This window comes from Streptomyces rimosus (assembly GCF_008704655.1).
Lineage (GTDB): Bacteria > Actinomycetota > Actinomycetes > Streptomycetales > Streptomycetaceae > Streptomyces > Streptomyces rimosus.
Map to the genome: position 1 here is coordinate 6,352,167 of NZ_CP023688.1, position 24,656 is coordinate 6,376,822.

Here is a 24,656-nt window from a genome sequence, read left to right on the forward strand (position 1 = left end):
GGACCCCTGGTCAGGGGTCCGGCCTCGTCCGTATGCCGTACGCGGCGTCAGGCGGAGCTTTCGGCCGCCTTGGCCGAGCACTCACCGCACGTACCGAAGATCTCGATGGTGTGCCCGACGTCCTGGAAGCCGTGCTCGGCGGCGATCTGGTCCGCCCACTTCTCCACGGCCGGGCCCTCCACCTCGACGGCCTTGCCGCAGGTGCGGCAGACCAGGTGGTGGTGATGATCGTCGGTGCTGCACCGGCGGTAGACGGCCTCGCCGTCGTTGGTCCGCAGCACGTCGACCTCGCCCGCGTCGGCAAGGGACTGCAGCGTCCGGTAGACCGTCGTCAGCCCGACCGAGTCCCCCCGGTGCTTGAGCATGTCGTGCAGTTCCTGCGCGCTGCGGAACTCGTCCACCTCGTCCAGTGCCGCCGCCACGGCGGCCCGCTGCCGTGTCGCCCGGCCGCGCACCGGAGATCCAGCGCTCGCCACCGTTGCCTCCCTAGGTCTCGGGACGTCCCCCTGCACATCAGTCCGGCCATTGTGCCAGGTGATGACCGGAGCCCGGGTGCAACGCTTACGCGTCTCCCTTACCCCTTGGCTCCCTGCACGCTGACGTCGTCGCCGGGGGAGCGGCTGCCGGGCACGTCCAGAGTGCACTGCCGGGCGGCCTCCGCAGCGGCCCTGGCGCGCTTTCTGGCCAGCGGGGCGGCCAGCGCCGCCATCAGGGCGAAGACCGCGATGGCCAGCAGCACGATGCTCGCGCCGGGCGGCACGTTCACGTAGAAGGAGAAGACCGTACCGGAGAGGGTGACGACGACTCCGATGGCGACGGACAGCGCGAGGGTCATCGCGAAGCCGCGGGTGGCCTGCTGCGCGGCGGCCACCGGCACCACCAGCAGCGCGCTGACCAGCAGCAGTCCGACGGCGCGCATCGCGACCGTGACGGTGAGCGCGGCGGTGACCGCGAGCAGCAGGTTCAGCCACCGCACCGGCAGGCCCATCACCCGCGCGAACTCCTCGTCCTGGCAGACGGCGAACAGCTGCCGGCGCAGGCCGAGCGTGACCGCCATCACGAAGGCGGCCAGGACACAGGTGACCGTCACGTCCTCGGCGGAGACGCTGGTGATCGAGCCGAAGAGGTAGGTGGTCAGGTTGGCGGTGGAGCCGCCGGGCGCCAGATTGATGATCATCACGCCGCCGGCCATGCCGCCGTAGAAGAGCATCGCCAGCGCGATGTCGCCGCGGGTACGGCCCTTGGAGCGCACCAGCTCCATGACGATCGCGCCGAGCGCGGCGACCAGCACGGCCATCCACACGGGCGAGGCGCGCAGCAGGAAGCCCAGCGCGACACCGGTCAGCGCGACGTGCCCGATGCCGTCGCCCATGATCGCCTGGCGGCGCTGGACGAGGTAGATGCCGACGGCCGGCGCGGTGATGCCGACCAGGAGGGCGGCGAGCAGCGCCCGCTGCATGAAGGCGTAGTTCAGGAGGTCCATGTCAGGTCAGCCCGTCTCAGGTCAGCAGCCCGGTACGGACCGGCTCGGCGGCCGGGCCCGCGTGGGGATGTACGTGGTCGTGGCCGGGCAGAGCGTGCTGGCCGACCGCCTCGGGCGGCGGGCCGTCGTGCACCACGCAGCCGTCGCGCAACACCACGGCGCGGTCGATCAGCGGTTCCAGCGGGCCCAGCTCGTGCAGCACGAGCAGCACGGTGACGCCCGCCTCGACCTGCCCCCGCAGCGTCTCGGCCAGCACCTCCTGGCTGGCCAGGTCCACCCCGGCCATCGGCTCGTCCATGATCAGCAGTTCCGGGGAGCCGACCAGCGCGCGGGCGATCAGCACCCGCTGGTGCTGGCCGCCGGAGAGCGCCTCGGCGGAGTCCTTGGCGCGGTCCGCCATGCCCACCAGGTCCAGCGCCCGGTGGACGGCCTCCCGGTCGGCCCGGCCGGGCCACCTCAGCTTCGTACGGGCCAGCCGGCCGGACGCGACGATCTCGCGGACGGTGGCGGGCACGCCGCCCGCCGCGGTGGTGCGCTGCGGTACGTACCCGATGCGCGCCCAGTCCTTGAACCGGCGCTGCGGGGTGCCGAACAGTTCCAGTTCGCCGCTGGTCAGGGGCACCTGCCCGACCACGGCGCGTACGGCGGTCGACTTCCCCGAGCCGTTGGCCCCGAGCAGGGCCACCACCTCGCCCCGCCGTACGGTCAGGTCGACGCCGCGCAGGACGGGGCGCGCGCCGAGCGCCGCACCCGCCCCGCGCAGCGATATGACCGTTTCCTGGTCCTTCATGGCCGCATCCTCCCGTCGTGCCGTATGTACCTGTCCCATCGGGTGCCCCGCGGTGCCGCCCGCTTGGTCACTGGGCGCCGAGCGCCTTCTTGAGGGCGGCGAGGTTGGACTCCATGACCTGGATGTAGTCATCGCCCGCGGACTTGTCGGTGATCCCCTCGATGGGGTCGAGCACGGCGGTCTTGACACCGAGGTCCTTGGCGAGGGTCTTGGCCATCGCCGGGCTGGCCAGCGTCTCGGAGAAGACCGTGTCGACGTGGTGGTCCCTGGCCAGCTTCTGCAGTTCCTTCATGCGGCTGCCGCTGACGTCGCCCGACTCGGGGTCGATGCCGCTGATGGCCTCCTCGGTGAGGCCGTAGCGCTCGGCGAGGTAGCCGAAGGCGGCGTGGGTGGTGATGAAGGTGTCCGACTTCTTGTTCTTCAGCCCGTCCTCGAACTTCTTGTTCAGGTCGCCGAGCTTCTTGACCAGATCGTCGGTGTTACGGGCGTAGTCGGCCTTGTGGGCCGGGTCGGCGTCTGCGAACGCCTTGCCGACGCCCTTGGCGACCTGGGAGAACTTCACCGGGTCGAGCCAGATGTGCGGGTCGTTGCCGTCCGCCTCGTGGTCGTGGCCCTCGTGGCCGTGCTCGTCGTGGTCCCCGTGCCCGGTGCCGTTGTCGCCGGTGGTGTGGTCGTGGCCGTCCACCTCGTCGCCGTGCTTCTTCAGCTGGGTCAGGGAGGCGGCGTCCACGATGTGCCGTACGCCGGACTGCTGGACGACCTTGTCGATGGCGGGCTGGATGCCCTTGAGGTAGACGATCGCGTCCGACTCGCCGAGGTCGGCGGTCTGCCGGGGGGTGAGCTCCAGGTCGTGCGGCTCGGTGCCGGGCGAGGTCAGGTCGGTGACCTTGACGTGGTCCTTGCCGATCTCCTTGGCCAGGAACTCCATCGGGTAGAACGACGCCGTCACGTTCAGCTTGCCGTCGGCCCGGCCCCCGCCGGAGTCGGAGCAGGCGGAGAGCGCGAGCATGCCGAGCACGGAGGCCCCGGCCATGACGGCGGTGGGTATGTGACGTCGTACGTTCATGACAGTCATTTTCAACAAAAGTGGAAACGATTGTCAACAAAGGGGTCCGGGGCCGACCGGCGGTGAACCGATTTGATCCGGGGGGCAGGCGCGCCGGTACCCTGAGCTATTCGCCCGCACGTCTCCCGACCACCCCCCTCCAGGAGACGCCTGGGCGCCGCTCCTATTAATCGTTCGTCGTCGCAATGAAGAGAGCACCGTGGCCGCCGACAAGATCGACACAATCGTCAGCCTGAGCAAGCGCCGTGGCTTTGTATACCCGTGCAGTGAGATCTACGGCGGCCAGCGCGCCGCCTGGGATTACGGCCCGCTCGGCGTCGAGCTCAAGGAGAACATCAAGCGCCAGTGGTGGCGTTCCATGGTCACCTCGCGCGACGACGTGGTCGGTATCGACTCGTCGGTGATCCTGGCCCCCGAGGTCTGGGTGGCCTCCGGTCACGTCGCCACCTTCACCGACCCGCTGACCGAGTGCACCGCCTGCCACAAGCGGTTCCGCGCCGACCACCTGGAAGAGGCGTACGAGGCCAAGCACGGCCGCCTCCCCGAGAACGGCCTGGCCGACGTCAACTGCCCCAACTGCGGCAACAAGGGCCAGTTCACCGAGCCCAAGCAGTTCTCCGGCCTGCTCTCCACCCACCTCGGCCCCACCCAGGACAGCGGCTCGGTCGCCTACCTGCGCCCCGAGACCGCCCAGGGCATCTTCACCAACTTCGCCCAGGTCCAGCAGACCTCCCGCAAGAAGCCGCCGTTCGGCATCGCGCAGATGGGCAAGTCCTTCCGCAACGAGATCACGCCCGGCAACTTCATCTTCCGCACCCGCGAGTTCGAGCAGATGGAGATGGAGTTCTTCGTCAAGCCGGGCGAGGACGAGCAGTGGCAGGAGTACTGGATGGAGCAGCGGTGGAACTGGTACCGCGACCTCGGCATCCGCGAGGAGAACATCCGCTGGTACGAGCACCCCGCCGAGAAGCTCTCGCACTACTCCAAGCGCACCGCTGACATCGAGTACCGCTTCCAGTTCGGCGGCTCGGAGTGGGGCGAGCTGGAGGGCGTCGCCAACCGTACGGACTACGACCTGTCCTCGCACTCCAAGGCGTCCGGCCAGGACCTGTCGTACTTCGATCAGGAGGCCGGCGAGCGCTACACCCCGTACGTCATCGAGCCGGCGGCCGGTGTCGGCCGCGCCATGCTCGCCTTCATGCTCGACGCCTACAACGAGGACGAGGCGCCGAACGCCAAGGGCAAGATGGAAAAGCGCACGGTGCTGCGCCTCGACCCGCGCCTGTCGCCGGTCAAGGTCGCCGTGCTGCCGCTGTCCCGCAACCCGCAGCTCTCGCCGAAGGCCAAGGGCCTGGCCGCCGACCTGCGCAAGAACTGGAACATCGACTTCGACGACGCGGGCGCCATCGGCCGCCGCTACCGCCGCCAGGACGAGATCGGCACGCCGTTCTGCGTCACCGTCGACTTCGACACCCTGGACGACAACGCGGTCACCGTGCGCGAGCGCGACACGATGAAGCAGGAGCGGGTGTCGCTGGACCAGATCCAGTCGTACCTGGGCGGGCGTCTGCTGGGCTGCTGAGCCTTCGCGGGGCGTCGCCGCGCTGAAAAACGGCCTCGAACGCCGGCCGGGCTGGAATCAGCCCGGCCGGCGTTCGTGTCCGGCGAGATCTTCACCCGTGGCGTCATCGACCCGCCCGCGCGGCGAGCGCCGCACAGAGCGCCGCCAGCGGCAGCTCCGCCCCGACGGCCATGGCCAGCGCGCCCACCAGCTCACTGCCCGGCCCGGCCGTCGCCACATCGATGCACGCATCGGCGACGAGCAGAACCGCGGCCACCGCCGCCGCGGCCCGGTGTCCCGGCCGCCCCGCCATCAGCCGCGTACCGGCGACCAACAGGCACGCCGCCTCGACCGCGTCCAGCGCCACCCATGCCACCGCCTCCGTGGGCGGCAGTGTCCCCGCGAGGTACCCCATCCACGGCAGCAGGGCCAGCCCGGCGCCGGTCAGGGCACGGCCCGCCCACGTGCGGCGGCTAACCGTAGGCGCGAACCTGCAAGCGGGGTAAGGGGAGTTGAGGGCTATGAGCGCCATGGTCGGGCCCTTCCGGACGGTGGCGAACCCGGCCTTCGGGCTCGTGATCCACTCTTCCGGGACGGGCGGCCACGGTCAGTAACGCCGCTTTCCGACCTGGGGTGGTACTGGTTGCACCTTCGGAGCGGAACCTGCCGTCATGGTCCGCCCGGCGGGCCGCCGCATACCGTACGGATCATGACCATCCCACCGCGGCTGCGCCGTGCTCTGGTGCGGCTGCGCCGCGATCTTCTGTTCCTGGCGGCGGGGGTGCCGCTGCATGCCGTCCCCCTGCTGCTGTCCTTCTGGGTGCTCCTGCAACTCCAGGACATCCTGGGGCCGGCGTCCGATTTCGGGACCTTGGTGCTGCCGGTCCCGGTGACGCTGCTCATCCTCGCCGCCTACGGCCTGACCGAGGCCCAGCGCTGGCGTTTCCGTGCCCTGTGCGGCGTGGACCTGCCAAGGTTGCGCTTCCGTGAGAGCAAGCGGCAGTGGGCCTACAACTGCCTGATCGGGCCGCTCTTCGGCCTCCTCGAACTCCTGGTGCTCGGCGTGCTCGCGGCGGCCCTGACCGCGGCGACCAGCCTGCTGTGGGTCGAGCTGCTGGGGTGGGAGTGGCGGGTGGATCACAGGGGGGTCTGGACCTGGGCCGGTTACGCCACGGCCGTGGGCCTGCTCGTCCTGGCCGCCGTACCCGCCCTGGCCGGCGGCCTCGTACGGCTGGAGAACCTCGTCGGCCGCGCGGTGCTGCACGTCAGCCGGTCCGAGGAGCTCAAGCGGCGGGTCGAGGACCTGACCACGAGCCGGGCCGGTGCGGTCGACGCCGCCGACGCCGAACGTCGCCGTATCGAACGGGACCTGCACGACGGCGCGCAGCAGCGCCTGGTCGCGCTCGCGCTGAACCTGGGACTGGCCAAGGCCACGCTCAAGGACCTGCCGCCGGAGGTGCGGCAGGTCATCGACGAGGCGCACCGGGAGGCCAAGGAGGCCATCGAGGAGCTGAACAGCCTGGTGCGCGGGCTGCACCCGGCCGTACTGGACGAACTCGGCCTGGACGCCGCCCTGTCGGGCCTCGCGGCACGGGCGCCCCTGCCCGTACGGCTGTGGACGGACCTGCCCGAGCGGGCCGCGCCGGCGGTCGAGGCGGTCGCCTACTTCGTCGTCTCCGAAGCGCTCAACAACGTGGCCAAGCACGCGGACGCGACCCGGGCCGAGGTGACCGTGACCCGGCTGGGGGAGATACTTCGGGTGGTCGTCGCCGACGACGGAGTGGGCGGGGCCGATCCGTCCGGGGGGAGCGGTCTGAAGGGGCTCGCCCAGCGTGTGCGCTCCGTGGACGGGGCGTTCCGTATGAGCAGCCCCGTCGGGGGCCCGACCACCATGACCGTGGAGTTGCCGTGCACGACCTGACGCCCGCCGTACGCCGCGCCGTGATCGCCGAGGACTCCGTCCTGTTGCGGGTCGGCCTGGTGAAGGTGCTGGAGACGGCCGGGTTCGAGGTGGCCGCCGAGGTGGGGGACGCGCAGGCGCTGCTGACGGCGGTGGCGGAGCACCGTCCGGACCTCGCGGTGGTGGACGTACGGATGCCGCCCGGCTTCACGGACGAGGGGGTGCGCGCGGCGCTGGAGATCCGGGAGCGGTGGCCGGACACCGCCGTACTGATGCTGTCCCAGTACGTGGAGGAACGGTACGCCGCCAACCTCCTCGCCTCGAACACCAGCGGTATCGGCTATCTGCTCAAGCAGCGGGTCGCCGATGTCGAGGAGTTCATCGAGGCGCTGCGCCGGGTCGCCGACGGCGGTACGGCCCTGGACCCGCAGGTGGTGGCGCAGTTGCTGGTACGTCGGCGGAGCGACCCCCTGGAGCGGCTGACCGAACGCGAGCGGGAGGTGCTGGCGCTGATGGCCGAGGGCCGCTCGAACGCGGGCATCGCGGGAGCGCTCGTGGTGAGCGAGTCGGCGGTCGCCAAACACATCAACAACATCCTGGCCAAGCTGGATCTGCCGAAGGCGGACGCGGATCATCGGCGGGTGTTGGCGGTGTTGCGGTTTTTGGGGGTGTGAGGGGGTCAGGGCCGGACGAAGCCAGCGGTGTCCAGGTCGCAGTCAAAAGGCTTGGGGATGCGGAGTTTGTTGCCGAACAACGTGGTTTCGGACCCGTTGTAGCCGTTCTCGGAGGGCCCCCAGAAGACCGTTGTCTGCTGCTTCTGCATGTCCACGAGCAGATACACCGGCACACCGGCGCGTCCGTACACAGCGAGTTTGTCCCCCCAGTCAACGTCACGCGTCGATGTGGAGGTCAGCTCACCGACCAGGGAAAGTGCTTCGCCGTCGAGGAAGACGGAGTCAGTGTCGAACGCGCTCGCAGCGGCGGCGTAGACATCCGGTCCGTAAGCCCGTTCCTCCCCAGGGAAGGCGAACAAGAAGGGGGCGGACTCGAGGTGGTGAGTGTGCGGGGCGTATGGATCCAGCTGTGATCGGATCGACCGCATGACGTTGCCGTAGTAACCCCTCGACCATGGTGACACGACGATGTTCCCCCCGATGATTTCCGCCCGGTAACCATCGGGCACATACATGCTCAGGAGCGTTTGACACAGCTCCTGGAAGCGGGCTGAGCCACGGGGAACGTCTATGGTCTTCGATCGTTCGGACATCACTGTCATGATGCGCCTTTCTCGCGAAGTGAGCCAGTCAACACACAGCGTAATCGGCGCCACTGACAGCCGTCACGGTTTCGTCAAACCCCCAGTCCTCGCAACACCAACTCCACCACCGCCTCCATCGCCTCTTCGATGCCGGGCTTCGCCCACTCCGCCGCGTAGCAGGGGTCGTGGAAGCGGCCCGTCGCGTCGAAGACGGCCCGCGCACGCACCGCCGAGTCGCCCGGCGCGAACGCGCCTTGCTCAATGCCGTCGAGGATGATGGCCGCCAACTGGCCGGTCAGGTCGGCGACATGGCGTTCCACGACGCCGCCGCTCTCGTCGACCAGCGTCATGTAGGTCGCGAACAGTTCGGGATCGTCGCCCGCCTTGTGCTGTTTCGCGGTGAACAGCGCGCGCACCCAGCGGCGCAGCCGCTCCGGCGCGGGGCCGTCCTCGGCGACGATGGCCTGGAGCTGCTTGCTCGTACGGTCCAGCCAGCGCTGCGTGACCGCCTCGCGCAGCGCCGTCTTCGTACGGAAGTGGCGGTAGACGCTGCCGTGGCTGACGCCCAGCGCGCGCGCCACGTCCACGACGGTCGCCTTGGCCGGGCCGTAGCGGCGCAGGACGTCCTCGGTGGCTTCGAGGATGCGTTCGGGGGTCAGGGTCTCGGCGGGTGGCATGGGGGCGTACGGCCTTTCGGTCGGGGGCGCCGTGCGGGGGCGTCCTGGTACGGACGCGGAGGCGTCCTCCTACGGACCGTACCCGGACGCCCCCTGGCCGTGCCCTTAAGGTCAGCGCTCGCTGTCCAGGAGGGCCATCTGCTGCTCCGGGTAGCGGTCGCCGGCGACGGCGTCCGCCGGGACGGCGCGCTCGATGGCCGCGAGGTCGTCGGCGGTCAGCGTGACGTCCAGCGCGCCCAGCGCCTCGGCCAGCCGGTCGCGGCGGCGGGCGCCGACCAGCGGGACGATGTCCTCGCCCTGGGCGAGCACCCAGGCGATGGCGGTCTGCGCGACGGTGACGCCCTTCTGCTCGGCGATCTTGCGCAGCGCGTCGGTCAGGTCGAGGTTGCGGTGCAGGTTCTCGCCCTGGAAGCGGGGGCTCGCGGCGCGGAAGTCGCCCGCGTCCAGCTTGCGGTCGCGCGTGAAGTGGCCGCTGAGCAGGCCGCGGGAGAGCACGCCGTATGCGGTGATGCCGATGCCCAGTTCCCGCGCGGTGGGCAGGATCTTCTCCTCGATGCCGCGGGAGACGAGCGCGTACTCGATCTGGAGGTCGGAGATCGGGGCGACGGCGGCGGCCCGGCGCAGGGTGTCCGCGCCCACTTCGGACAGGCCGATGTGCCGTACGTGACCGGCTTCGACCAGTTCGGCGATGGCGCCGACCGTCTCCTCGATCGGCACGTTCGGGTCGAGGCGGGCGAGCCGGTAGATGTCGATGTGGTCGGTGCCCAGGCGCTGGAGCGAGTACGCGGCGAAGCTCTTCACCGCCGCCGGGCGGCCGTCGAACCCGATGAAGTCGCCTTCGACGGTGCGCTGGGCGCCGAACTTCACGCTGGTCAGCGCCTGCTCGCGGCGGGCGGCGGGCGCGCTGCGCAGCGCCTCGTTGATCAGCAGTTCGTTGTGGCCCATGCCGTAGAAGTCGCCGGTGTCCAGCAGGGTGACGCCGGCTTCGAGAGCCGCGTGGATGGTGGCGATGGACTCGGCGCGGTCGCCGGGGTCGCCGTACAGGGCGGACATGCCCATGCAGCCGAGGCCGATGGCCGAGGTCTGCGGGCCGGTGGTGCCGAGGGTGCGGGTCTGCACGGGGTGCTCCTCAGTGGCGGTGGGTGGGGTGGCGGGCCGCCGCGCGCTGCTGACGAGCGCAGCGGACGGCGGCACGCTTCAACCATGACATGAGCGATGACAGATTTCAATACCTGTCATTCGCTACTCTGCCTCCGTGCCGGCGTCACCCCACCCCGACGCCGCCTACCGCACCGTCCGCGGGAGCCGGAACGAGAGCCCCACGTTCAGCGCCACCGTCGCCACCTGCGCGAGCAGCGCGATGATCAGCGCGTCCCGTACGCCCAGCGAGGGCAGTAGTGCCAGGAAGAGCGAGCCGAGCGTCGCCACGCCCAGGGCCAGACCGGCCTGCTGGGTGGTGACCATGGCGCCGCTGCCCACCCCGGCCTGGGCGGCGGGCAGCTCGCTGAGCACGATCCGCAGCAGGATCGGCAGGACGAGGCCCTGGCCCACGCCGAGCAGCGCCATGGCGCCCGCCATGGCCGCCGCGGGCACGTCCGGCCACTGCGTACGGAAGATCAGCGCCAGCGCGAGCAGTCCGGCGCCCTGGATCAAGGATCCGGTCAGGACCACCCGCCGCCCGAAGCGGGCCACCAGCCGCGGCCCGGCCAGCGAGGCGAAGAAGAAGGCCACGCACAGCGGCGCGAGGGAGAGCCCGGCCGCCAGCGGCCCGTACCGCAGGCCGTCCTGGAGGGCGACGGCCACCACGAACATGAAGCCGCCGAAACCCACGGAGAACGGCAGGATCACGGCCAGGCCGCTGCGTACGGTACGAAGGCGCAGCAGGGACGGCGGCACGAGCGGGGTGCGGCCGGCCCGTTCGGCGCGCCGTTCCACGACGACGAACGCCGCGGCGGCGAACGGGAAGACGACCGGCAGCAGCCAGGACCACACCGGCCAGCCCGCCGCGCGGCCCTCGGTCAGCGGCAGCAGCAGGGTTACGAGTGCGACGGCCAGCAGCGCCGTGCCGGGGCCGTCGACCCGGGTCGGGTGCGGGGAACGGGTCTCCGGGACGGTACGCAGCGCCAGCAGCAGGGCCACGGCGGCGACCGGAACGTTCACCAGGAACACCGCGCGCCAGCCGGTCCCCGCGAGATCGGCGGCGACCAGCAGCCCGCCGAGCACCTGGCCGACAGCGCTGGCGACGCCCGCCGTACCGCCGTACAGACTGACGGCCTTGGCGCGGCGCGCTCCGGTGGTGGTGGACTGGATGGTGGCGAGCACCTGCGGCAGCAGCAGCGCCGCCGCCGCGCCCTGGGCGACGCGCGCCGCGACCAGCGTCCAGGCGTCCGGCGCCAGCCCGCAGGCGAGCGAGGTGATCCCGAAGGCGGCCAGCCCCCACAGGTACAGGCGCCGGCGGCCGACCATGTCGCCGAGCCGTCCGCCGACGACGAGGAGGACCGCGTACGCCACGCCGTACCCCGCGACGACCATCTCCAGCAGCGCCGGGCCCGCGCGCAGATCGCGGTCGATGGTCGGCAGCGCCACATTGACGATAAAGAAGTCGATCATCGGCAGGGCGGCGCCGAGCAGCACGGTGATCAGCCCGAGCGTGGTCAGCGCGGGGGCGGCGGGACGGGGCGGGGCGGACGCGGTGGTCCGCGTGGGGACGGTTCGTACCTGGGTATCGCTCACAAGGAAGACGATCGTCCGACTCCCAGAGGGGTACCAGAGTCTCCTTATCCTGGTACTGGCGCTACCTGGCAACCCGATGGGCGTTCCGGCACCCTGGGAGCATGACCGCCACGATGCCGGAGACGGTGCAGCCGCAGACAGTAAAGCCGGAGACCGCGCAGCAGTCGACGCCCACCGAGGGCGCCGTCCGGCGCGGCGAACTGGCCGCCTTCCTGCGCAGCCGCCGCGAGCGGATCACCCCGGAGCAGGTCGGCCTGCCGCGCGGCCCCCGGCGCCGTACGCCCGGCCTGCGCCGCGAGGAGGTCGCCCACCTGTCAGCGGTCGGTGTCACCTGGTACACGTGGCTGGAGCAGGCCCGGGACATCCACGTCTCGCCGCAGGTGCTGGACGCCGTGGCCCGCGCGCTCCAGATGGACCGGGCCGAGCGCGGCCACCTCTTCGCGCTGGCCGGCGCGGCCGATCCGGTGCGCGGCACGGAGTGCGCGGTCGTGACGCAGTCGATGCGGCAGATGCTGGACCAGCTCGCGCCGTTCCCCGCCGTCGTCCAGAACAGCCGCTTCGACATCCTGGCGTACAACAGCACCTACGGGCGGCTGCTGTGCGACCTGGACGCGCTCCCGGAGGAGGACCGCAACTGCATGTGGCTGGCGTTCACCAACGCCGACTGGCGGGCGAGCCTGGTGGAGCTGGACAAGACCCTGTGCGTGATGGCCGCCAAGTTCCGCGCCTCCATGGCCGGGCACGTCGCCGAACCGGCCTGGAAGGCGCTGGTGGCACGGCTGGAGGCGGCCTCCCCCGAGTTCCGTGAGATCTGGGCGCGCCAGGAGGTCGTACGGCCGGTGAGCCACACCAAGCTCTTCCGCCACAAGGAGGTCGGCCTGCTGCGCCTCTCCGCGACCGGCTTGTGGACCGGCCCCAACCACGGCCCCAGAATGCTCACCTACACCCCCGACGACGAGGAATCGCGCGAGCGCCTGGAACGGCTTCAGGCCCTGACACGCGCCTGAGACTGATCGCCGGGCCCGCCCGGCGGGGCCTGCCCGTCCGGCCCGTCCTGCGCCGACTCCAGCCGTTCCGCGGTACGGCGTGCGGTTTCGCGTGCCCAGTGGCCGGTGGTCAGTGCTCCCAGCAGCAGTACGGCCGCGCCGCAGCCTGCGATGATCCACCATGCGGGGCGGCTGGCCTCGACGAAGCGGCTGCCTGTGGCGGCGGCGTGTGTCCCGCTGGCCAGTACGGCTCCGATTACCGCGACGCCCAGTGATTGGCCTACCTGTCTGCTGGTGGAGGCGAGCTGCTTCAGGCCCTGATCCGCGCCTTAGGCTGGCCGCCGGGCCCGCCCGGCGGGGCCTGCCCGTCCGGCTCGTCCTGGGCCGACTCCAGCCGTTCTGCGGTACGGCGTGCGGTCTCGCGTGCCCAGTGGCCGGTGGTCAGTGCTCCCAGCAGCAGTACGGCCGCGCCGCAGCCTGCGATGATCCACCATGCGGGGCGGCTGGCCTCGACGAAGCGGCTGCCTGTGGCGGCGGCGTGTGTCCCGCTGGCCAGTACGGCTCCGATCACGGCGACGCCCAGTGATTGGCCTACCTGTCTGCTGGTGGAGGCGATCGCCGCTGCCACACCTGCCTGCGTACGGGGCATCCCCGAGACCGCAGTGTTCGTGATGGGTGCGTTGACCAGTCCGAACCCGATGCCGAAGAGCACATACCCGGTGAACAGCAGCGGCGTGCTCGCCTCCGCCTCGAACGCCGCGAACAGCACCCCGCTGGCCACCATCGCCAGCCCCGCCAGCAGCAGGGGAAGCCGTGCGCCCACGGCTCCAACCAACCGCCCGGACAGCGGCGCGAAGACCAGCGTCATGCCCGCCATGGGCAGCATGTACAGCCCCGCGTCCAGCGCTGACAGGCCCCGGACGTCCTGGAGGTAGAGCGTGTTGACGAACAGGAAGCCGCCGAGCGCGGCGAACGCGCAGACCGCCACGACCGTGGCGCCACTGAACGGCGCGCTGCGGAAGAACCGCAGGTCGATCAGCGGCTCGGCGCGCCGCCGCTCGTACCACAGCAGTCCGGCCAGCGCGGCGACCGCGGTCGCGGCGAAGCCCAGGATCAGCGGCGAGGTCCAGCCCGCCGACGGGGCCTCGATGATCGCGTACGTCAGCGTGCCGAGCAGCGCGATCACCAGCAGCTGCCCGACCGGATCGACCCGGCGCGGGTGCGGGGCGCGCGACTCCGGTACGTACCGGACGGTCAGGAACAGCGCGAGCGCCCCGATGGGCACATTGATCCAGAAGATCGCGCGCCAGTCGACGCTCTGCACCAGCAGCCCGCCGACGATCGGCCCGGCCGCCATGCTGATGCCGACCACACCGCCCCACACGCCGATCGCGCGGGCCCGTTCCTTCGGGTCGGTGAAGGTGTTGGTGATGATCGACATCGCGACGGGGTTGAGCATCGAGCCGCCGACGGCCTGCACCATGCGGAACGCCACCAGGCACTCCAGGTTCGGCGCCAGGCTGCACAGCAGCGAGCCGAGCGCGAAGACCACCAGGCCCGCCTGGAAGACCCGGCGCCGCCCGAGCCGGTCCGCGGTGGAGCCGGCCAGCATCAGCAGCGACGCGAGGACCAGGGTGTAGGCGTCGATCGTCCACTGCATCCCGGACAGCGTGGTGTCCAGGTCCTTCTGCATGGAGGGCAGCGCGACGTTCAGCACGGTGTTGTCGAGGCTGACGATCAGCAGGCTCATACAGCAGATGGCCAGGACCAGCAGGCGTCGCCGATGGCTGAGCTGGGGCATAGGTGAACGCTACAACGAACGGGGGCGGGGGGCTTCGGGAGGCTGCCGGGCGGGTGCCGGGCGGGTGCCGGGCAGGGGGCTTGGGGCGACGGGGGGTGCGGGACGGCGGCTCTGGCGGGGGCGTCGGGCGGGTGCGTAACGGAGGCTCCGGCAAGGCCCCGCACGGCGCCGAAACCGCCGCGCGCGTGCGGGACGGCGCCCCAGGCGCCGTTCTTGGACTGCATGCCCAGGAAAACCCCCGCGCGCGTGCGAGACGGCGGCCCCGGTCACAACGTCGGGTGGGGCGCGGCAACGGCCCCGATCATGACTTCCGGCAGATACGTGACACCGGCCCCGGCAATCCTCCCGCGCCGGTGCGCGACAATGGGAGGTCGCCCCCTCCGCCCGCCGACCCAGAAGGAAGCCCGCTCCCCATGACTCAGCTGCAGATCGGCCCGCACGCGGTACAGCCGCCCGTGGTTCTCGCGCCGATGGCCGGGATCACCAATGCCCCCTTCCGGACGCTGTGCCGGGAGTTCTCCGGCGGCAAGGGCCTGTTCGTCAGCGAGATGATCACGACGCGGGCGCTGGTCGAGCGCAACGAGAAGACCATGCAGCTGATCCACTTCGACGAGACGGAGAAGCCGCGCTCGATCCAGCTGTACGGCGTGGACCCGGACACCGTCGGCAAGGCCGTCCGCATGATCGCCGAGGAGGACCTGGCCGACCACATCGACCTGAACTTCGGCTGCCCGGTGCCGAAGGTGACCCGCAAGGGCGGCGGCTCGGCCCTCCCGTACAAGCGCCACCTGCTGCGTTCCATCCTGCGCGAGGCGGTCTCCAACGCCGGCGAGCTGCCCGTGACGATGAAGATGCGCAAGGGCATCGACGACGACCACATCACCTACCTCGACGCGGGCCGGATCGCCGTCGAGGAGGGCGTCACGGCCATCGCGCTGCACGGCCGCACCGCGGCCCAGCACTACGGCGGCACCGCCGACTGGGACGCCATCGCGCGCCTGAAGGAGGCCGTCCCGGAGATCCCGGTGCTCGGCAACGGGGACATCTGGTCGGCGGACGACGCGCTGCGCATGGTGCGCGAGACCGGCTGCGACGGCGTGGTCGTGGGGCGCGGCTGCCTGGGGCGGCCGTGGCTGTTCGGCGACCTGGTGGCGGCCTTCGAGGGGACGGGTACGTACGCGCGGCCCACCCTCAAGGAGGTCGCGGCCGTGATGCTGCGGCACGCCACGCTGCTGGGGGAGTGGCTCGGGGACGAGGCGCGCGGCGTCATCGACTTCCGCAAGCACGTCGCCTGGTACACGAAGGGCTTCTCGATCGGCTCGGAGCTGCGCAAGAAGCTGGCAATCGCCTCGTCGCTGGACGAACTGGACGCTCTGATGAGCGAGCTCGACCTCGACCAGCCCTGGCCCGCGGGCGCCGACGGACCGCGTGGCCGTACATCTGGCCGGAACCGGGTGGTTCTGCCGGACGGGTGGCTGGACGACCCGTACGACCGCGCGGGCGTGACGGCGGACGCGGAACTGGACACTTCGGGCGGGTGAGGCGTCTGCCGGGTCCGATCCGGGTCCGATTCCGGGTCCGGTTCCGGGTCCGCATGGCGGGACCGGGGCGGGCGCGGGGGCGTGATTCTCGCCACCCTTGATAGGGGGTGCGCTCAGATGAGCAGCCCGTGGGGGAGTGCACCTTCCAAACGGTGGCACTGGGTGCCACCCCTCTCGCGTTCGACTGATCAAGCGAAAGTCTGCGACGCGTAGTGGATCCGCCCCCTTCCGCTCGCACTGAGCAATCCTGCCTTCAACTCTTGAATAAACCTCTCCACCCGCCGCGACTTTCGATCTGCTGGCCGACGGCGGGTTACGGGCGTATGTCGACCGAGTGGACGTACCCAGACACCTTCGATCTGGGTATGTTCCTCGCCGTCAGGGCAGACCGCGGCGAGGAGAGAGTCCCGTGCCGGAAACACAAGATCCCCACGTAACCCCGTCCGAGCCTTCGAAGTTCGTCTACGACTTCACCGAGGGCAACAAGGACCTCAAGGACCTCCTCGGCGGCAAAGGTGCCAACCTCGCCGAGATGACCAACCTGGGGCTTCCCGTTCCGCCGGGGTTCACCATCACCACCGAGGCGTGCAAGGTCTACCTCGACAGCGGCCAGGAGCCCGCGGCACTGCGTGCCGAGGTCACCGAGCACCTCGAAGCGCTCGAAGCCACCATGGGCAAGAAGCTCGGCCAGGCCGACAACCCCCTTCTGGTGTCGGTGCGTTCCGGGGCGAAGTTCTCGATGCCCGGCATGATGGACACGGTGCTGAACATCGGCCTGTCCGACGCGTCGGTTTCCGGCCTCGCCACCCAGGCCGGCGACGAGCGCTTCGCCTGGGACTCCTACCGCCGCCTCATCCAGATGTTCGGCAAGACCGTGCTCGGCGTGGACGGCGAACTCTTCGAGGAGGCGCTGGAGGAGGCCAAGCGGGCCAAGGGCGTACGCGTCGACGTCGACCTGGACGCGGCCGACCTGAAGGCCCTCGTCGGCCAGTTCAAGGACATCGTCGCCAAGGAGACCGGGCGGGACTTCCCGCAGGAGCCCCGCGAGCAGATGGACCTCGCCATCCGCGCGGTCTTCGACTCGTGGAACACCGACCGCGCCAAGCTCTACCGCCGCCAGGAGCGCATCCCCGGCGACCTCGGCACGGCCGTCAACGTCTGCTCCATGGTCTTCGGCAACCTCGGCCCGGACTCCGGCACCGGCGTCGCCTTCACCCGCGACCCGGCCAGCGGCCAGCAGGGCGTCTACGGCGACTACCTCCAGAACGCGCAGGGCGAGGACGTCGTCGCGGGCATCCGCAACACCGTGCCGCTCGCCGACCTCGAAGGCATCGACAAGCCGTCGTACGACGAGCTGATGCACATCATGGAAACCCTCGAAACGCACTACAAGGACCTGTGCGACATCGAGTTCACCATCGAGCGCGGCAAGCTGTGGATGCTCCAGACCCGTGTCGGCAAGCGCACCGCCGGCGCCGCCTTCCGCATCGCCACCCAGCTCGTCGACCAGGGCCTGATCGACGAGGCCGAGGCCCTCCAGCGGGTCAACGGCGCGCAGCTCGCGCAGCTGATGTTCCCGCGCTTCGACGAGACCGCGAAGACGCAGATGATCGGCCGGGCCATCGCCGCCTCGCCCGGCGCCGCCGTCGGCAAGGCCGTCTTCGACTCCTACACCGCGGTCAAGTGGTCCCGCTCCGGCGAGAAGGTCATCCTCATCCGCCGCGAGACCAACCCCGACGACCTCAACGGCATGATCGCCGCCGAGGGCATCCTGACCTCGCGCGGCGGCAAGACCTCGCACGCCGCCGTGGTCGCCCGCGGCATGGGCAAGACCTGTGTCTGCGGCGCCGAGGAGCTGGAGGTCGACACCAAGCGCCGCTGTCTGACCGCGCCCGGCGGCATCGTCGTCGAAGAGGGCGACCTGATCTCCATCGACGGCTCCTCCGGCAAGGTCTACCTCGGCGAGGTGCCGGTCGTCCCGTCCCCGGTGGTCGAGTACTTCGAGGGCCGGATGCACGCCGGCGCCGACGACGCCGACGAGCTGGTCAAGGCCGTGCACCGGATCATGGCGTACGCGGACCGGGTGCGCCGGCTGCGCGTACGGGCCAACGCCGACAACGCCGAGGACGCGGCCCGCGCGCGCCGCTTCGGCGCCCAGGGCATCGGCCTGTGCCGCACCGAGCACATGTTCCTCGGTGAGCGCCGCGAGATGGTCGAGCGCCTGATCCTCGCCGACACCGACGCCGACCGCGAGGCCGCCCTCGGCGGCCTCCTCCCCCTCCAGAAGGCCGACTTCGTCGAGCTCTTCGAGGCCATGGACGGCCTGCCGGTGACGGTCCGCCTCCTGGACCCGCCGCTGCACGAGTTCCTGCCCGACATCACCGAACTCTCCGTACGTGTCGCCCTCGCCGAGTCCCGCAAGGACGCCAACGAGAACGACCTGCGCCTCCTCCAGGCCGTGCACAAGCTGCACGAGCAGAACCCGATGCTGGGCCTGCGCGGCGTCCGCCTCGGCCTGGTCATCCCCGGCCTGTTCGCCATGCAGGTACGGGCCATCGCGGAGGCGGCGGCCGAGCGCAAGAACGCCGCCAAGGGCGACCCGCGCGCCGAGATCATGATTCCGCTGGTCGGCACCGTCCAGGAGCTGGAGATCGTCCGCGAGGAGGCCGAGCAGGTCATCGCCGAGGTCGAGGCGGCCCGCGGCGTTGACCTCAAGCTCACCCTCGGCACCATGATCGAACTGCCCCGCGCCGCCCTGACCGCCGGCCAGATCGCCGAGTCCGCCGACTTCTTCTCCTTCGGCACCAACGACCTGACCCAGACGGTCTGGGGCTTCAGCCGCGACGACGTCGAGGCCAGCTTCTTCACCGCCTACCTGGAGAAGGGCATCTTCGGCGTCAGCCCCTTCGAGACCATCGACAAGGACGGCGTCGGCTCCCTGGTCCGCAGCGCCGCCGAAGCCGGCCGCGCCACCCGCCCCGACCTCAAGCTGGGCGTCTGCGGCGAACACGGCGGCGACCCGGAGTCGGTGCACTTCTTCCACGAGGTGGGCCTGGACTACGTCTCCTGCTCCCCGTTCCGCATCCCGGTCGCCCGCCTCGAAGCGGGCCGCGCGGCAGCGGAATCCCTGGGCAGCGACAGCCGCTGACCGGCCCCACCCACCAACAACCGGAGCCGGCCGGGTCCCCAACCCTCAGCCCCAACCCGGCTCCGGACCCCAACGAGGGCGGCACCTGTGCGGAGGTGCCGCCCTCGGTCTTGCCGCGGGGCATCCGTGATCACGGTCGAGTGTCTGGCCGGCCCGGCCCGGCAGCGGCGGCGGTGAGGCGGTCGGCATCGCGTGCGGCTGCCCGCCGGGCTCGCGCATCGGACGGTGGAGCCCGCACGACGTGATGGTGCTTGATCTGAAGTGAACGGCGCGGCCCCGGGTTCGGCTCCGGATCCGACAACCCCCAACGAATCCCAACGAGGGCGGCACCTGTGCGGAGGTGCCGCCCTCGCTTTTCTCCGGACTCCCCCCTCGGGAGCTGCCGTCAGCCATGTCGGCCTGGTTGACGGCCTTCCACGGCAAATGCTGAGCGGTCGGTTATTGCCTCGTCACCCCCCACGGGATCGAGCAATCCGTTCCATTCGCCTTGCCGTCGAATTGAGTTACAGCTTTCCGGGAACGCGCCGATGGCGCGACCCCTTTCAACTCTGGCCAAAAGGGCGTGGTGACAGCCTGTGTCTGCGTGCATACTCAGAGGGCCGGGGGGTCGACTAGGAGCATTGGTGGGGGTTCGGTGCTACGCGTCCATTTCAGTGGACCGGATCTGGCCCGGGTGCGCATTGCCGCGCGCCCTGACGTGCTGTGGGAGACCGTTTTAAGTTTTCACCGACTGCGCGACCGGCGGCCCGGCCCGGTCTTCGGCAAATGGCGCGCCGAAGCACGTTCCCGGTTGAATGGTGAAACACGGCTGCTGGCGCCGCTCGTTCCCACGCGCGGCTATTTTCCGGATTTCCTGACGCCCGCCGAGGGGCTGCTCGGCGTCGACGAAGGGCTTGAAGCGGTGCGCGCAACCCCGCCCGCCCGACTACATGCCGAACTTTCGCGGCTGCCCGCCACCCGCCCGCTGCCTTCGTGGCTGCGGGCGCTCAGCGAGGGCGATTCCGCGGCGCTCGGGCGGCTCACCGGCGCGCTGCAGAGCTATTACGAGAACGCGGTCGCGCCGTACTGGCCGCGACTCCAGGCCCGTATCGAGGCGGACCGCGCCGCCCGCGGCCGGGCGCTCCTGGACGGCGGCGCCGACCACCTCCTCGCGACGCTCCCGCCCACCATGCGGTGGCGGCCACCGGTCCTGGAGGTGGACTACCCGGCGGACCGCGACCTCTTCCTGAACGGCCGGGGGCTGCTCCTGCTGCCCTCGTTCTTCTGCCGCCGCACGCCCGTCACCTTCTACGACCCGGACCTGACGCCCGTCCTCGTCTACCCCGTCGAGCACCCCGCGCCCCGCCTCGTCACGCCGGCCGCCCCCGTCCACGCGTCGCTGGGCAAGCTCGTCGGCCGGACCCGGTCGGCGATCCTGCACGGGGTGGGCGGCGGCTGCACGACGAGCGAGCTGGCACGGCGCGTCGACGTGTCGCTGGCGTCGGCCAGCCAGCACGCGACGGTGCTGCGGGACGCCGGGCTGCTCCTGACGCTGCGTCATGGCAACGCCGTGCTCCACACGTTGACGCCACTGGGCGCGGCGCTCCTGCGGGGCGGGCCGGAGGTCGATGTGCGCGGCGTGGACACCCGGGGGCTGGAGATCAGGGGGCTGGAGATCAAGGAGAGCGAGGAGCTGGAAGCCAGGGCGATGGCGGCTCGGGAGATGGAGGCTCGGGAGGTGGACGCTTAGTCCCTGGGTGCCCGGAGGGGTGCAGTAACGTTCCGGCACCCGGGGGTACGGGGGCGTCGCGTTGTAGCGTGGCCCCGCCTGGGCACGGCCGGTGGTACGGGGGCGCCGTACCACCGCGGGCCACGCCTCAGTACGGCCGGTCGCCCGCGATCGCCACGCGCTCGGCCACCCGGCGCTGTGTGCCGTAGTCGTTGACCGCGTAGTGCTGCGTGGCGCGGTTGTCCCAGAACGCGATGTCGCCCGCCTGCCAGCGGAAGCGCACCTGGAACTCCGGCACGTGCGCCTGCTGGAAGAGCAGCCGCAGCAGCCGGTCGCTCTCCGCCCGCTCCAGTCCCACGATGCGGGTGGTGAACGAGGTGTTGACGAACAGCATCCGGCGGCCGGTCTCCGGGTGCCGCCGTACGACCGGGTGTTCCACCGGCGGGAACTGCTCCTGGAACGGTGCCAGCCGCTCGGCGGAGTAGAAGCGGGCGAAGCCCGGCAGGAAGTCGTGGACGGCGGTGGCGCCGTCGATCCGGTCCTTCACGTCCTGCGGCAGGTTGTCGTACGCCGCCGCCATGTCCGCCCACATGGTGTCACCGCCGAACGCCGGCACCTCGCGCAGCTGCAACACCGCGCCCAGCGCCGGGCGTTCGCGGAACGTCACGTCCGTGTGCCAGACGTTCTCGAAGGTCGGTACCGCACTGCGGTCGAACCGCGCCACGTCCTCGGCGTCGCCCGTCGCCAGCAGCGGATTCGTCTCCAGCTCACCCCAGTTGCGGGCGAACGCGCGCTGCGCGGCGGACGTGAGGTGCTGCCCCCGGAAGAAGAGCACCTTCCACTCCAGCAGCGCGCGGTTCAGGTCGTCGCGCAGCGCAGGGGTGAGCGGCCGGGACAGATCGAGGCCGCGGATCTCCGCACCTATGGTGCTCGCCTGCGGGACGACATCGAAGCGCTCGTACGGGCGGTCCTCCCAGCCCTCCGGTGTGCGGCGCAGGACGCGGTGGCCTTCGTAGAGGCCGTCGGCGGGGATGCGGTGGTCGCGGAGGGCGGGGTGGGAGGGGATCGGGGTGGTGGGGTCGGCGATGGCCGTCAACTGGTCCTCCTGGGGGGGTGAGGAACGAGGTACGGGATGCGGGAGCGGGCGCGCGGTGCGGGCGTTTGCTGCGTGATCCGCGGTGCGGGAAGCGCGGTGGGGGAAGTGCCTTGCGCGGTACGAGAAGCGCTTCGCGCTGTGCGGAGTCGGCCTGGCCTGGTGAGGACGGTGTGCCGGTCAGGACAGGCCGGGGGCGCTGCCGTGGAGACGGGCGGTCATCGCCCGGTGATCACCAACAGCGGCGGAGGACGGTGGCCGGGGGAGAACCCACCCGGCCACGGCGGCGCAGGAACGTCATGCCGCGGGGCGCGCACTCGCCGTGAGGGCCGCAGCGCAGCGGCTCCGTCTCACGGGACGTCGAGTACGTGGTCATGGCACGCACCGTACCTCATGAGCGGGGTGCGTGACACCGGGTACACCGGACCCGCCCGTCACGCCCCTGACAAGTTTCCGGGCCCGCCCCCGCCCCGACCTCAGCCGAGCTTCTTGTACAGGAACACGTCCTCATGACCACCGGGTATCCCGGGAAGACGGCCCACCTCCTCGTATCCCTGCCGCTGGTAGAACTCCGGCGCCTGGAAGGTGTACGAGGACACTGCGGCACGGTCGCAGCCGCGCCGTATCCCCTCCTCCTCGGCGGCCCGCAGCAGCTTCGCGCCCCAGCCCTGCCCGCGGCTGTCTTCTCGCACCCACAGCAGGTGGATGTCGCACAGCCCGCCCCAGGCCCGGGCGCTCAGCCCGCCGATCAGCTCGCCATCCGCGTCCGTCACCCGTACCGAGAACTCGGCCTCCTCGGCGTGGCCCGTGGCCGCGGCGTTGAAGGCGTCGAGGCCGTCCTCCAGGCGCTTGACCAACTCCGGGTCATGCTCGCCGACGGTGAGGGCGGCACCCTGGCCCTGCGCCGGCTTCGTCGCTTCGCTCATGGTCGAGTATCCCCACAGGCGTCATGCGCCCCGCTACCGACTTTCGTCGCCGAACCACTGAGCTTTAGTCGCCGAATGGCCCCGCTGCCCGCCACCCAGTGCCCTCAGTCGTCGATCCCGGTCCGCTCCACCCCCGCCACGATGTACCGCTGCAACAGCACGAACACGACCACCAGCGGCGCGATCGAGATCGCCGCGGCGATGAACAGCTCGTGCAGGTTGAGGTTCTGGGCCGTGGTGAACGTGGACAGCGCCACCTGCACCGTCCAGGACTCGCGGTCCTGCCCGATGACCAGCGGCCACAGGAACGCGTTCCACGCGCCGATGAAGACGATCGTGCCGACGGCCGCGAAGACGGGGCGCGAGTTGGGCACCACGATGCGCCAGTACGTACGCCAGTGGCCGAGCCCGTCCACCCGCGCCGCGTCCTCCAACTCCTTGGGGAAGCCCAGGAAGTACTGGCGGAATATGAAGCAGGCGAAGGCGCTGAACAGGGTCGGGATGATCAGGCCGCGCAGGGTGGAGATCCAGCCGAGCGTCGAGACGAGGACGAAGCTGGGGACGAAGGTGACCGCCGCCGGGACCATCAGGGTGCCGAGGATGGCGTAGAAGACGACGTTGGCGTACCGGTACGGGATGCGTGCCAGCCCGTACCCGGCCAGCGACGCGAGCAGCACCGTGCCGAGCGTCGTGGACACCGCGATCAGCGTGGAGTTCAGCAGCGCCCGCGCCAGCGGCAGGTTCGGATCGGCGAAGACATCGGTCAGGTTCGACCACTGGATGTCACGCGGGAAGAACGTCCAGTCGGGGGCGGTGATGTCCTGCTCGGTGGCCAGGCCGTTGCGTACGAGCAGGTAGAAGGGGATAAGGAAGAGGACGGCGAGGATCGTGACGATCACCGCGCGCAGGGCGCGTCCGGTCCGTACGCGGGGGTCCACCCGCTTCGATACGGTCATCGGCGATCAGTCCTCCTTCCGGCCGAGCCCGAACCAGCGGGCTTGTACGACGGTCGCCACCGCGATGATCAGCGCGAGGATGACCGCGCCGGCGCTCCCCAGCCCCAGGTTCTGCTCCTGGCCGAGCGCGGTGTAGTAGAGGTAGACCAGCGGCGGACGGGCGTACGGCGGGTAGCCGCGCGCGTCGGACAGCAGGTTGTAGAACTCGTCGAACGCCTGGAACGCGTTGATCACCAGCAGCAGGACGACGGCGACCGAGGTCGCGCGCAGCTGCGGCAGGGTGATGTGGCGCAGCGTCTGCCAGCCGGGCCGCGCGCCGTCCACCGCCGCTGCCTCGTACAGTCGCGGAGAGATCCGTTGCAGTCCCGCGAGGAACAGAATCATGTAGAAACCGGCCTGGAGCCATAGCCGTACGGTCACGATCACCAGCCAGTACCAGGGCGGGTCGGACGTGGACAGCCAGGCGGTCTGGTCCGCGCCGAACCACCCCAGCACGGTGTTGGCGAGCCCGAACCTGACCCCGTTGAAGATCGACAGCTTCCAGATGAGCGCGGCGACCACGTACGAGCACGCGGTCGGCAGGAAGAAGACCGAGCGGAAGAACGCCTGGGCGAAGCGCAGCCGGTTGACCATGAGCGCGAGCGCGAGCGACACCACGTAGGTCGTCGGCACGATGAAGGCCGTGAACAGCAGGAACGTTCCCAGGCTGCTCAGGAACGCGTGATCGCCCAGCATCGACACATAGTTGTCCAGTCCGACGAAGTCCGTCGGACTGACCGTGTTGTGGGCGTCGAAGAAGCTGAGATAGACACTCCAGGCCAGCGGAACGTACGTGAAGAGCGCGAGACCGATCGCGAACGGTCCGACAAAGGCCCAGAACCACAGGTTCCGGTTCTGCGGGCCGCGGAAGCGCCGCAGACGGCCGGCGCCGCTGCCTTGGCCGCTCCCACCGGCCTCACCGGCCTGGCCATCCTGGCCACCCTTTGCGGCCGCGCCGCCTCGCCCCCGCATCGGCACCCGATCCTGCCC

General features: G+C 70.7%; 21 protein-coding genes and 1 pseudogene. 7 read left to right on the forward strand and 15 right to left on the reverse strand.

Going from position 1 to position 24,656, the window contains the following annotated elements:
- Positions 1 to 47: 47 nt before the first annotated feature.
- The 4 genes from CP984_RS27460 to CP984_RS27475 all read right to left on the reverse strand — a co-directional run bounded on the left by CP984_RS27460 (position 48) and on the right by CP984_RS27475 (position 3,339).
- Entirely contained in the window at positions 48 to 476 is a 429-nt protein-coding gene (locus tag CP984_RS27460) for a Fur family transcriptional regulator (RefSeq protein WP_030640815.1), read from the reverse strand.
- A gap of 98 nt (positions 477 to 574) precedes the next feature.
- Entirely contained in the window at positions 575 to 1,483 is a 909-nt protein-coding gene (locus CP984_RS27465; protein ID WP_003980750.1) for a metal ABC transporter permease, read from the reverse strand.
- 16 nt (positions 1,484 to 1,499) lie between these two features.
- Positions 1,500 to 2,273 (reverse strand): metal ABC transporter ATP-binding protein, encoded by a 774-nt coding sequence (locus CP984_RS27470; protein ID WP_003980749.1) that lies wholly within the window; start codon positions 2,271 to 2,273, stop codon positions 1,500 to 1,502.
- A 67-nt stretch (positions 2,274 to 2,340) separates the two neighbouring features.
- On the reverse strand, positions 2,341 to 3,339 hold the full coding sequence (locus CP984_RS27475; RefSeq protein WP_003980748.1) for a metal ABC transporter substrate-binding protein: 999 nt from the start codon (positions 3,337 to 3,339) through the stop codon (positions 2,341 to 2,343).
- Positions 3,340 to 3,538: 199 nt separating this feature from the next.
- Between CP984_RS27475 and CP984_RS27480 the strand changes: the two genes are divergently transcribed.
- Positions 3,539 to 4,921, forward strand: a complete 1,383-nt coding sequence (locus tag CP984_RS27480) for a glycine--tRNA ligase (protein ID WP_003980747.1) — start codon at positions 3,539 to 3,541, stop codon at positions 4,919 to 4,921.
- Between the two features lie 103 nt (positions 4,922 to 5,024).
- Here the strand turns inward: CP984_RS27480 and CP984_RS27485 are convergent, their stop codons facing one another.
- Positions 5,025 to 5,432 carry a hypothetical protein gene (locus CP984_RS27485; protein ID WP_003980746.1) on the reverse strand — a complete coding sequence of 136 codons (408 nt, stop codon included), beginning with the start codon at positions 5,430 to 5,432 and terminating at the stop codon, positions 5,025 to 5,027.
- Positions 5,433 to 5,609: 177 nt separating this feature from the next.
- Here CP984_RS27485 and CP984_RS27490 point away from each other — a divergent pair, with 177 nt between their 5' ends.
- On the forward strand, positions 5,610 to 6,821 hold the full coding sequence (locus tag CP984_RS27490) for a sensor histidine kinase (protein ID WP_003980745.1): 1,212 nt from the start codon (positions 5,610 to 5,612) through the stop codon (positions 6,819 to 6,821).
- A gap of 20 nt (positions 6,822 to 6,841) precedes the next feature.
- Entirely contained in the window at positions 6,842 to 7,474 is a 633-nt protein-coding gene (locus CP984_RS27495; protein WP_003980744.1) for a response regulator, read from the forward strand.
- Between the two features lie 5 nt (positions 7,475 to 7,479).
- Here the strand turns inward: CP984_RS27495 and CP984_RS27500 are convergent, their stop codons facing one another.
- The 4 genes from CP984_RS27500 to CP984_RS27515 form a co-directional block, all read right to left on the reverse strand.
- Entirely contained in the window at positions 7,480 to 8,067 is a 588-nt protein-coding gene (locus CP984_RS27500; RefSeq protein ID WP_306464341.1) for a Uma2 family endonuclease, read from the reverse strand.
- Between the two features lie 83 nt (positions 8,068 to 8,150).
- Complete coding sequence (locus tag CP984_RS27505) at positions 8,151 to 8,735, reverse strand: TetR family transcriptional regulator (RefSeq protein WP_003980742.1); 585 nt, start codon at positions 8,733 to 8,735, stop codon at positions 8,151 to 8,153.
- A gap of 111 nt (positions 8,736 to 8,846) precedes the next feature.
- A complete protein-coding gene (locus CP984_RS27510) occupies positions 8,847 to 9,854 on the reverse strand; it encodes an aldo/keto reductase (RefSeq protein WP_003980741.1) in 1,008 nt (335 codons plus the stop codon).
- A 165-nt stretch (positions 9,855 to 10,019) separates the two neighbouring features.
- On the reverse strand, positions 10,020 to 11,468 hold the full coding sequence (locus CP984_RS27515) for an MFS transporter (protein ID WP_003980740.1): 1,449 nt from the start codon (positions 11,466 to 11,468) through the stop codon (positions 10,020 to 10,022).
- A gap of 101 nt (positions 11,469 to 11,569) precedes the next feature.
- Between CP984_RS27515 and CP984_RS27520 the strand changes: the two genes are divergently transcribed.
- Entirely contained in the window at positions 11,570 to 12,475 is a 906-nt protein-coding gene (locus CP984_RS27520; protein WP_003980739.1) for a helix-turn-helix transcriptional regulator, read from the forward strand.
- Here the strand turns inward: CP984_RS27520 and CP984_RS42230 are convergent.
- Together CP984_RS42230 and CP984_RS27530 are read right to left on the reverse strand one after the other, a co-directional pair.
- Positions 12,454 to 12,759 (reverse strand): annotated as a pseudogene (locus CP984_RS42230) (MFS transporter); the annotation flags it as partial. The gene CP984_RS27520 and the pseudogene CP984_RS42230 sit on opposite strands and share 22 nt — an antisense overlap.
- A 5-nt stretch (positions 12,760 to 12,764) precedes the next feature.
- Complete coding sequence (locus CP984_RS27530; protein ID WP_042808142.1) at positions 12,765 to 14,255, reverse strand: MFS transporter; 1,491 nt, start codon at positions 14,253 to 14,255, stop codon at positions 12,765 to 12,767.
- 413 nt (positions 14,256 to 14,668) lie between these two features.
- Here CP984_RS27530 and dusB point away from each other — a divergent pair, with 413 nt between their 5' ends.
- The 3 genes from dusB (at position 14,669) to CP984_RS27545 (ending at position 20,673) form a co-directional block, all read left to right on the forward strand.
- Complete coding sequence (gene dusB, locus CP984_RS27535; protein WP_003980737.1) at positions 14,669 to 15,796, forward strand: tRNA dihydrouridine synthase DusB; 1,128 nt, start codon at positions 14,669 to 14,671, stop codon at positions 15,794 to 15,796.
- 409 nt (positions 15,797 to 16,205) lie between these two features.
- The gene (gene ppdK, locus CP984_RS27540) at positions 16,206 to 18,944 is read left to right on the forward strand and encodes a pyruvate, phosphate dikinase (RefSeq protein ID WP_003980736.1); all 2,739 of its coding nucleotides are present in this window, start codon (positions 16,206 to 16,208) and stop codon (positions 18,942 to 18,944) included.
- Positions 18,945 to 19,734: 790 nt separating this feature from the next.
- Entirely contained in the window at positions 19,735 to 20,673 is a 939-nt protein-coding gene (locus CP984_RS27545; RefSeq protein WP_003980735.1) for an ArsR/SmtB family transcription factor, read from the forward strand.
- A 127-nt stretch (positions 20,674 to 20,800) separates the two neighbouring features.
- Here CP984_RS27545 and CP984_RS27550 read toward each other — a convergent pair whose 3' ends face one another.
- From CP984_RS27550 to CP984_RS27565, 4 genes are all read right to left on the reverse strand, one after another.
- Complete coding sequence (locus CP984_RS27550; RefSeq protein WP_003980734.1) at positions 20,801 to 21,748, reverse strand: TauD/TfdA dioxygenase family protein; 948 nt, start codon at positions 21,746 to 21,748, stop codon at positions 20,801 to 20,803.
- Positions 21,749 to 22,221: 473 nt separating this feature from the next.
- The gene (locus CP984_RS27555; protein WP_003980733.1) at positions 22,222 to 22,671 is read right to left on the reverse strand and encodes a GNAT family N-acetyltransferase; all 450 of its coding nucleotides are present in this window, start codon (positions 22,669 to 22,671) and stop codon (positions 22,222 to 22,224) included.
- A 104-nt stretch (positions 22,672 to 22,775) separates the two neighbouring features.
- Complete coding sequence (locus CP984_RS27560; RefSeq protein WP_003980732.1) at positions 22,776 to 23,627, reverse strand: carbohydrate ABC transporter permease; 852 nt, start codon at positions 23,625 to 23,627, stop codon at positions 22,776 to 22,778.
- 6 nt (positions 23,628 to 23,633) lie between these two features.
- Positions 23,634 to 24,638 carry a carbohydrate ABC transporter permease gene (locus CP984_RS27565; RefSeq protein ID WP_003980731.1) on the reverse strand — a complete coding sequence of 335 codons (1,005 nt, stop codon included), beginning with the start codon at positions 24,636 to 24,638 and terminating at the stop codon, positions 23,634 to 23,636.
- Positions 24,639 to 24,656 lie beyond the last annotated feature (18 nt).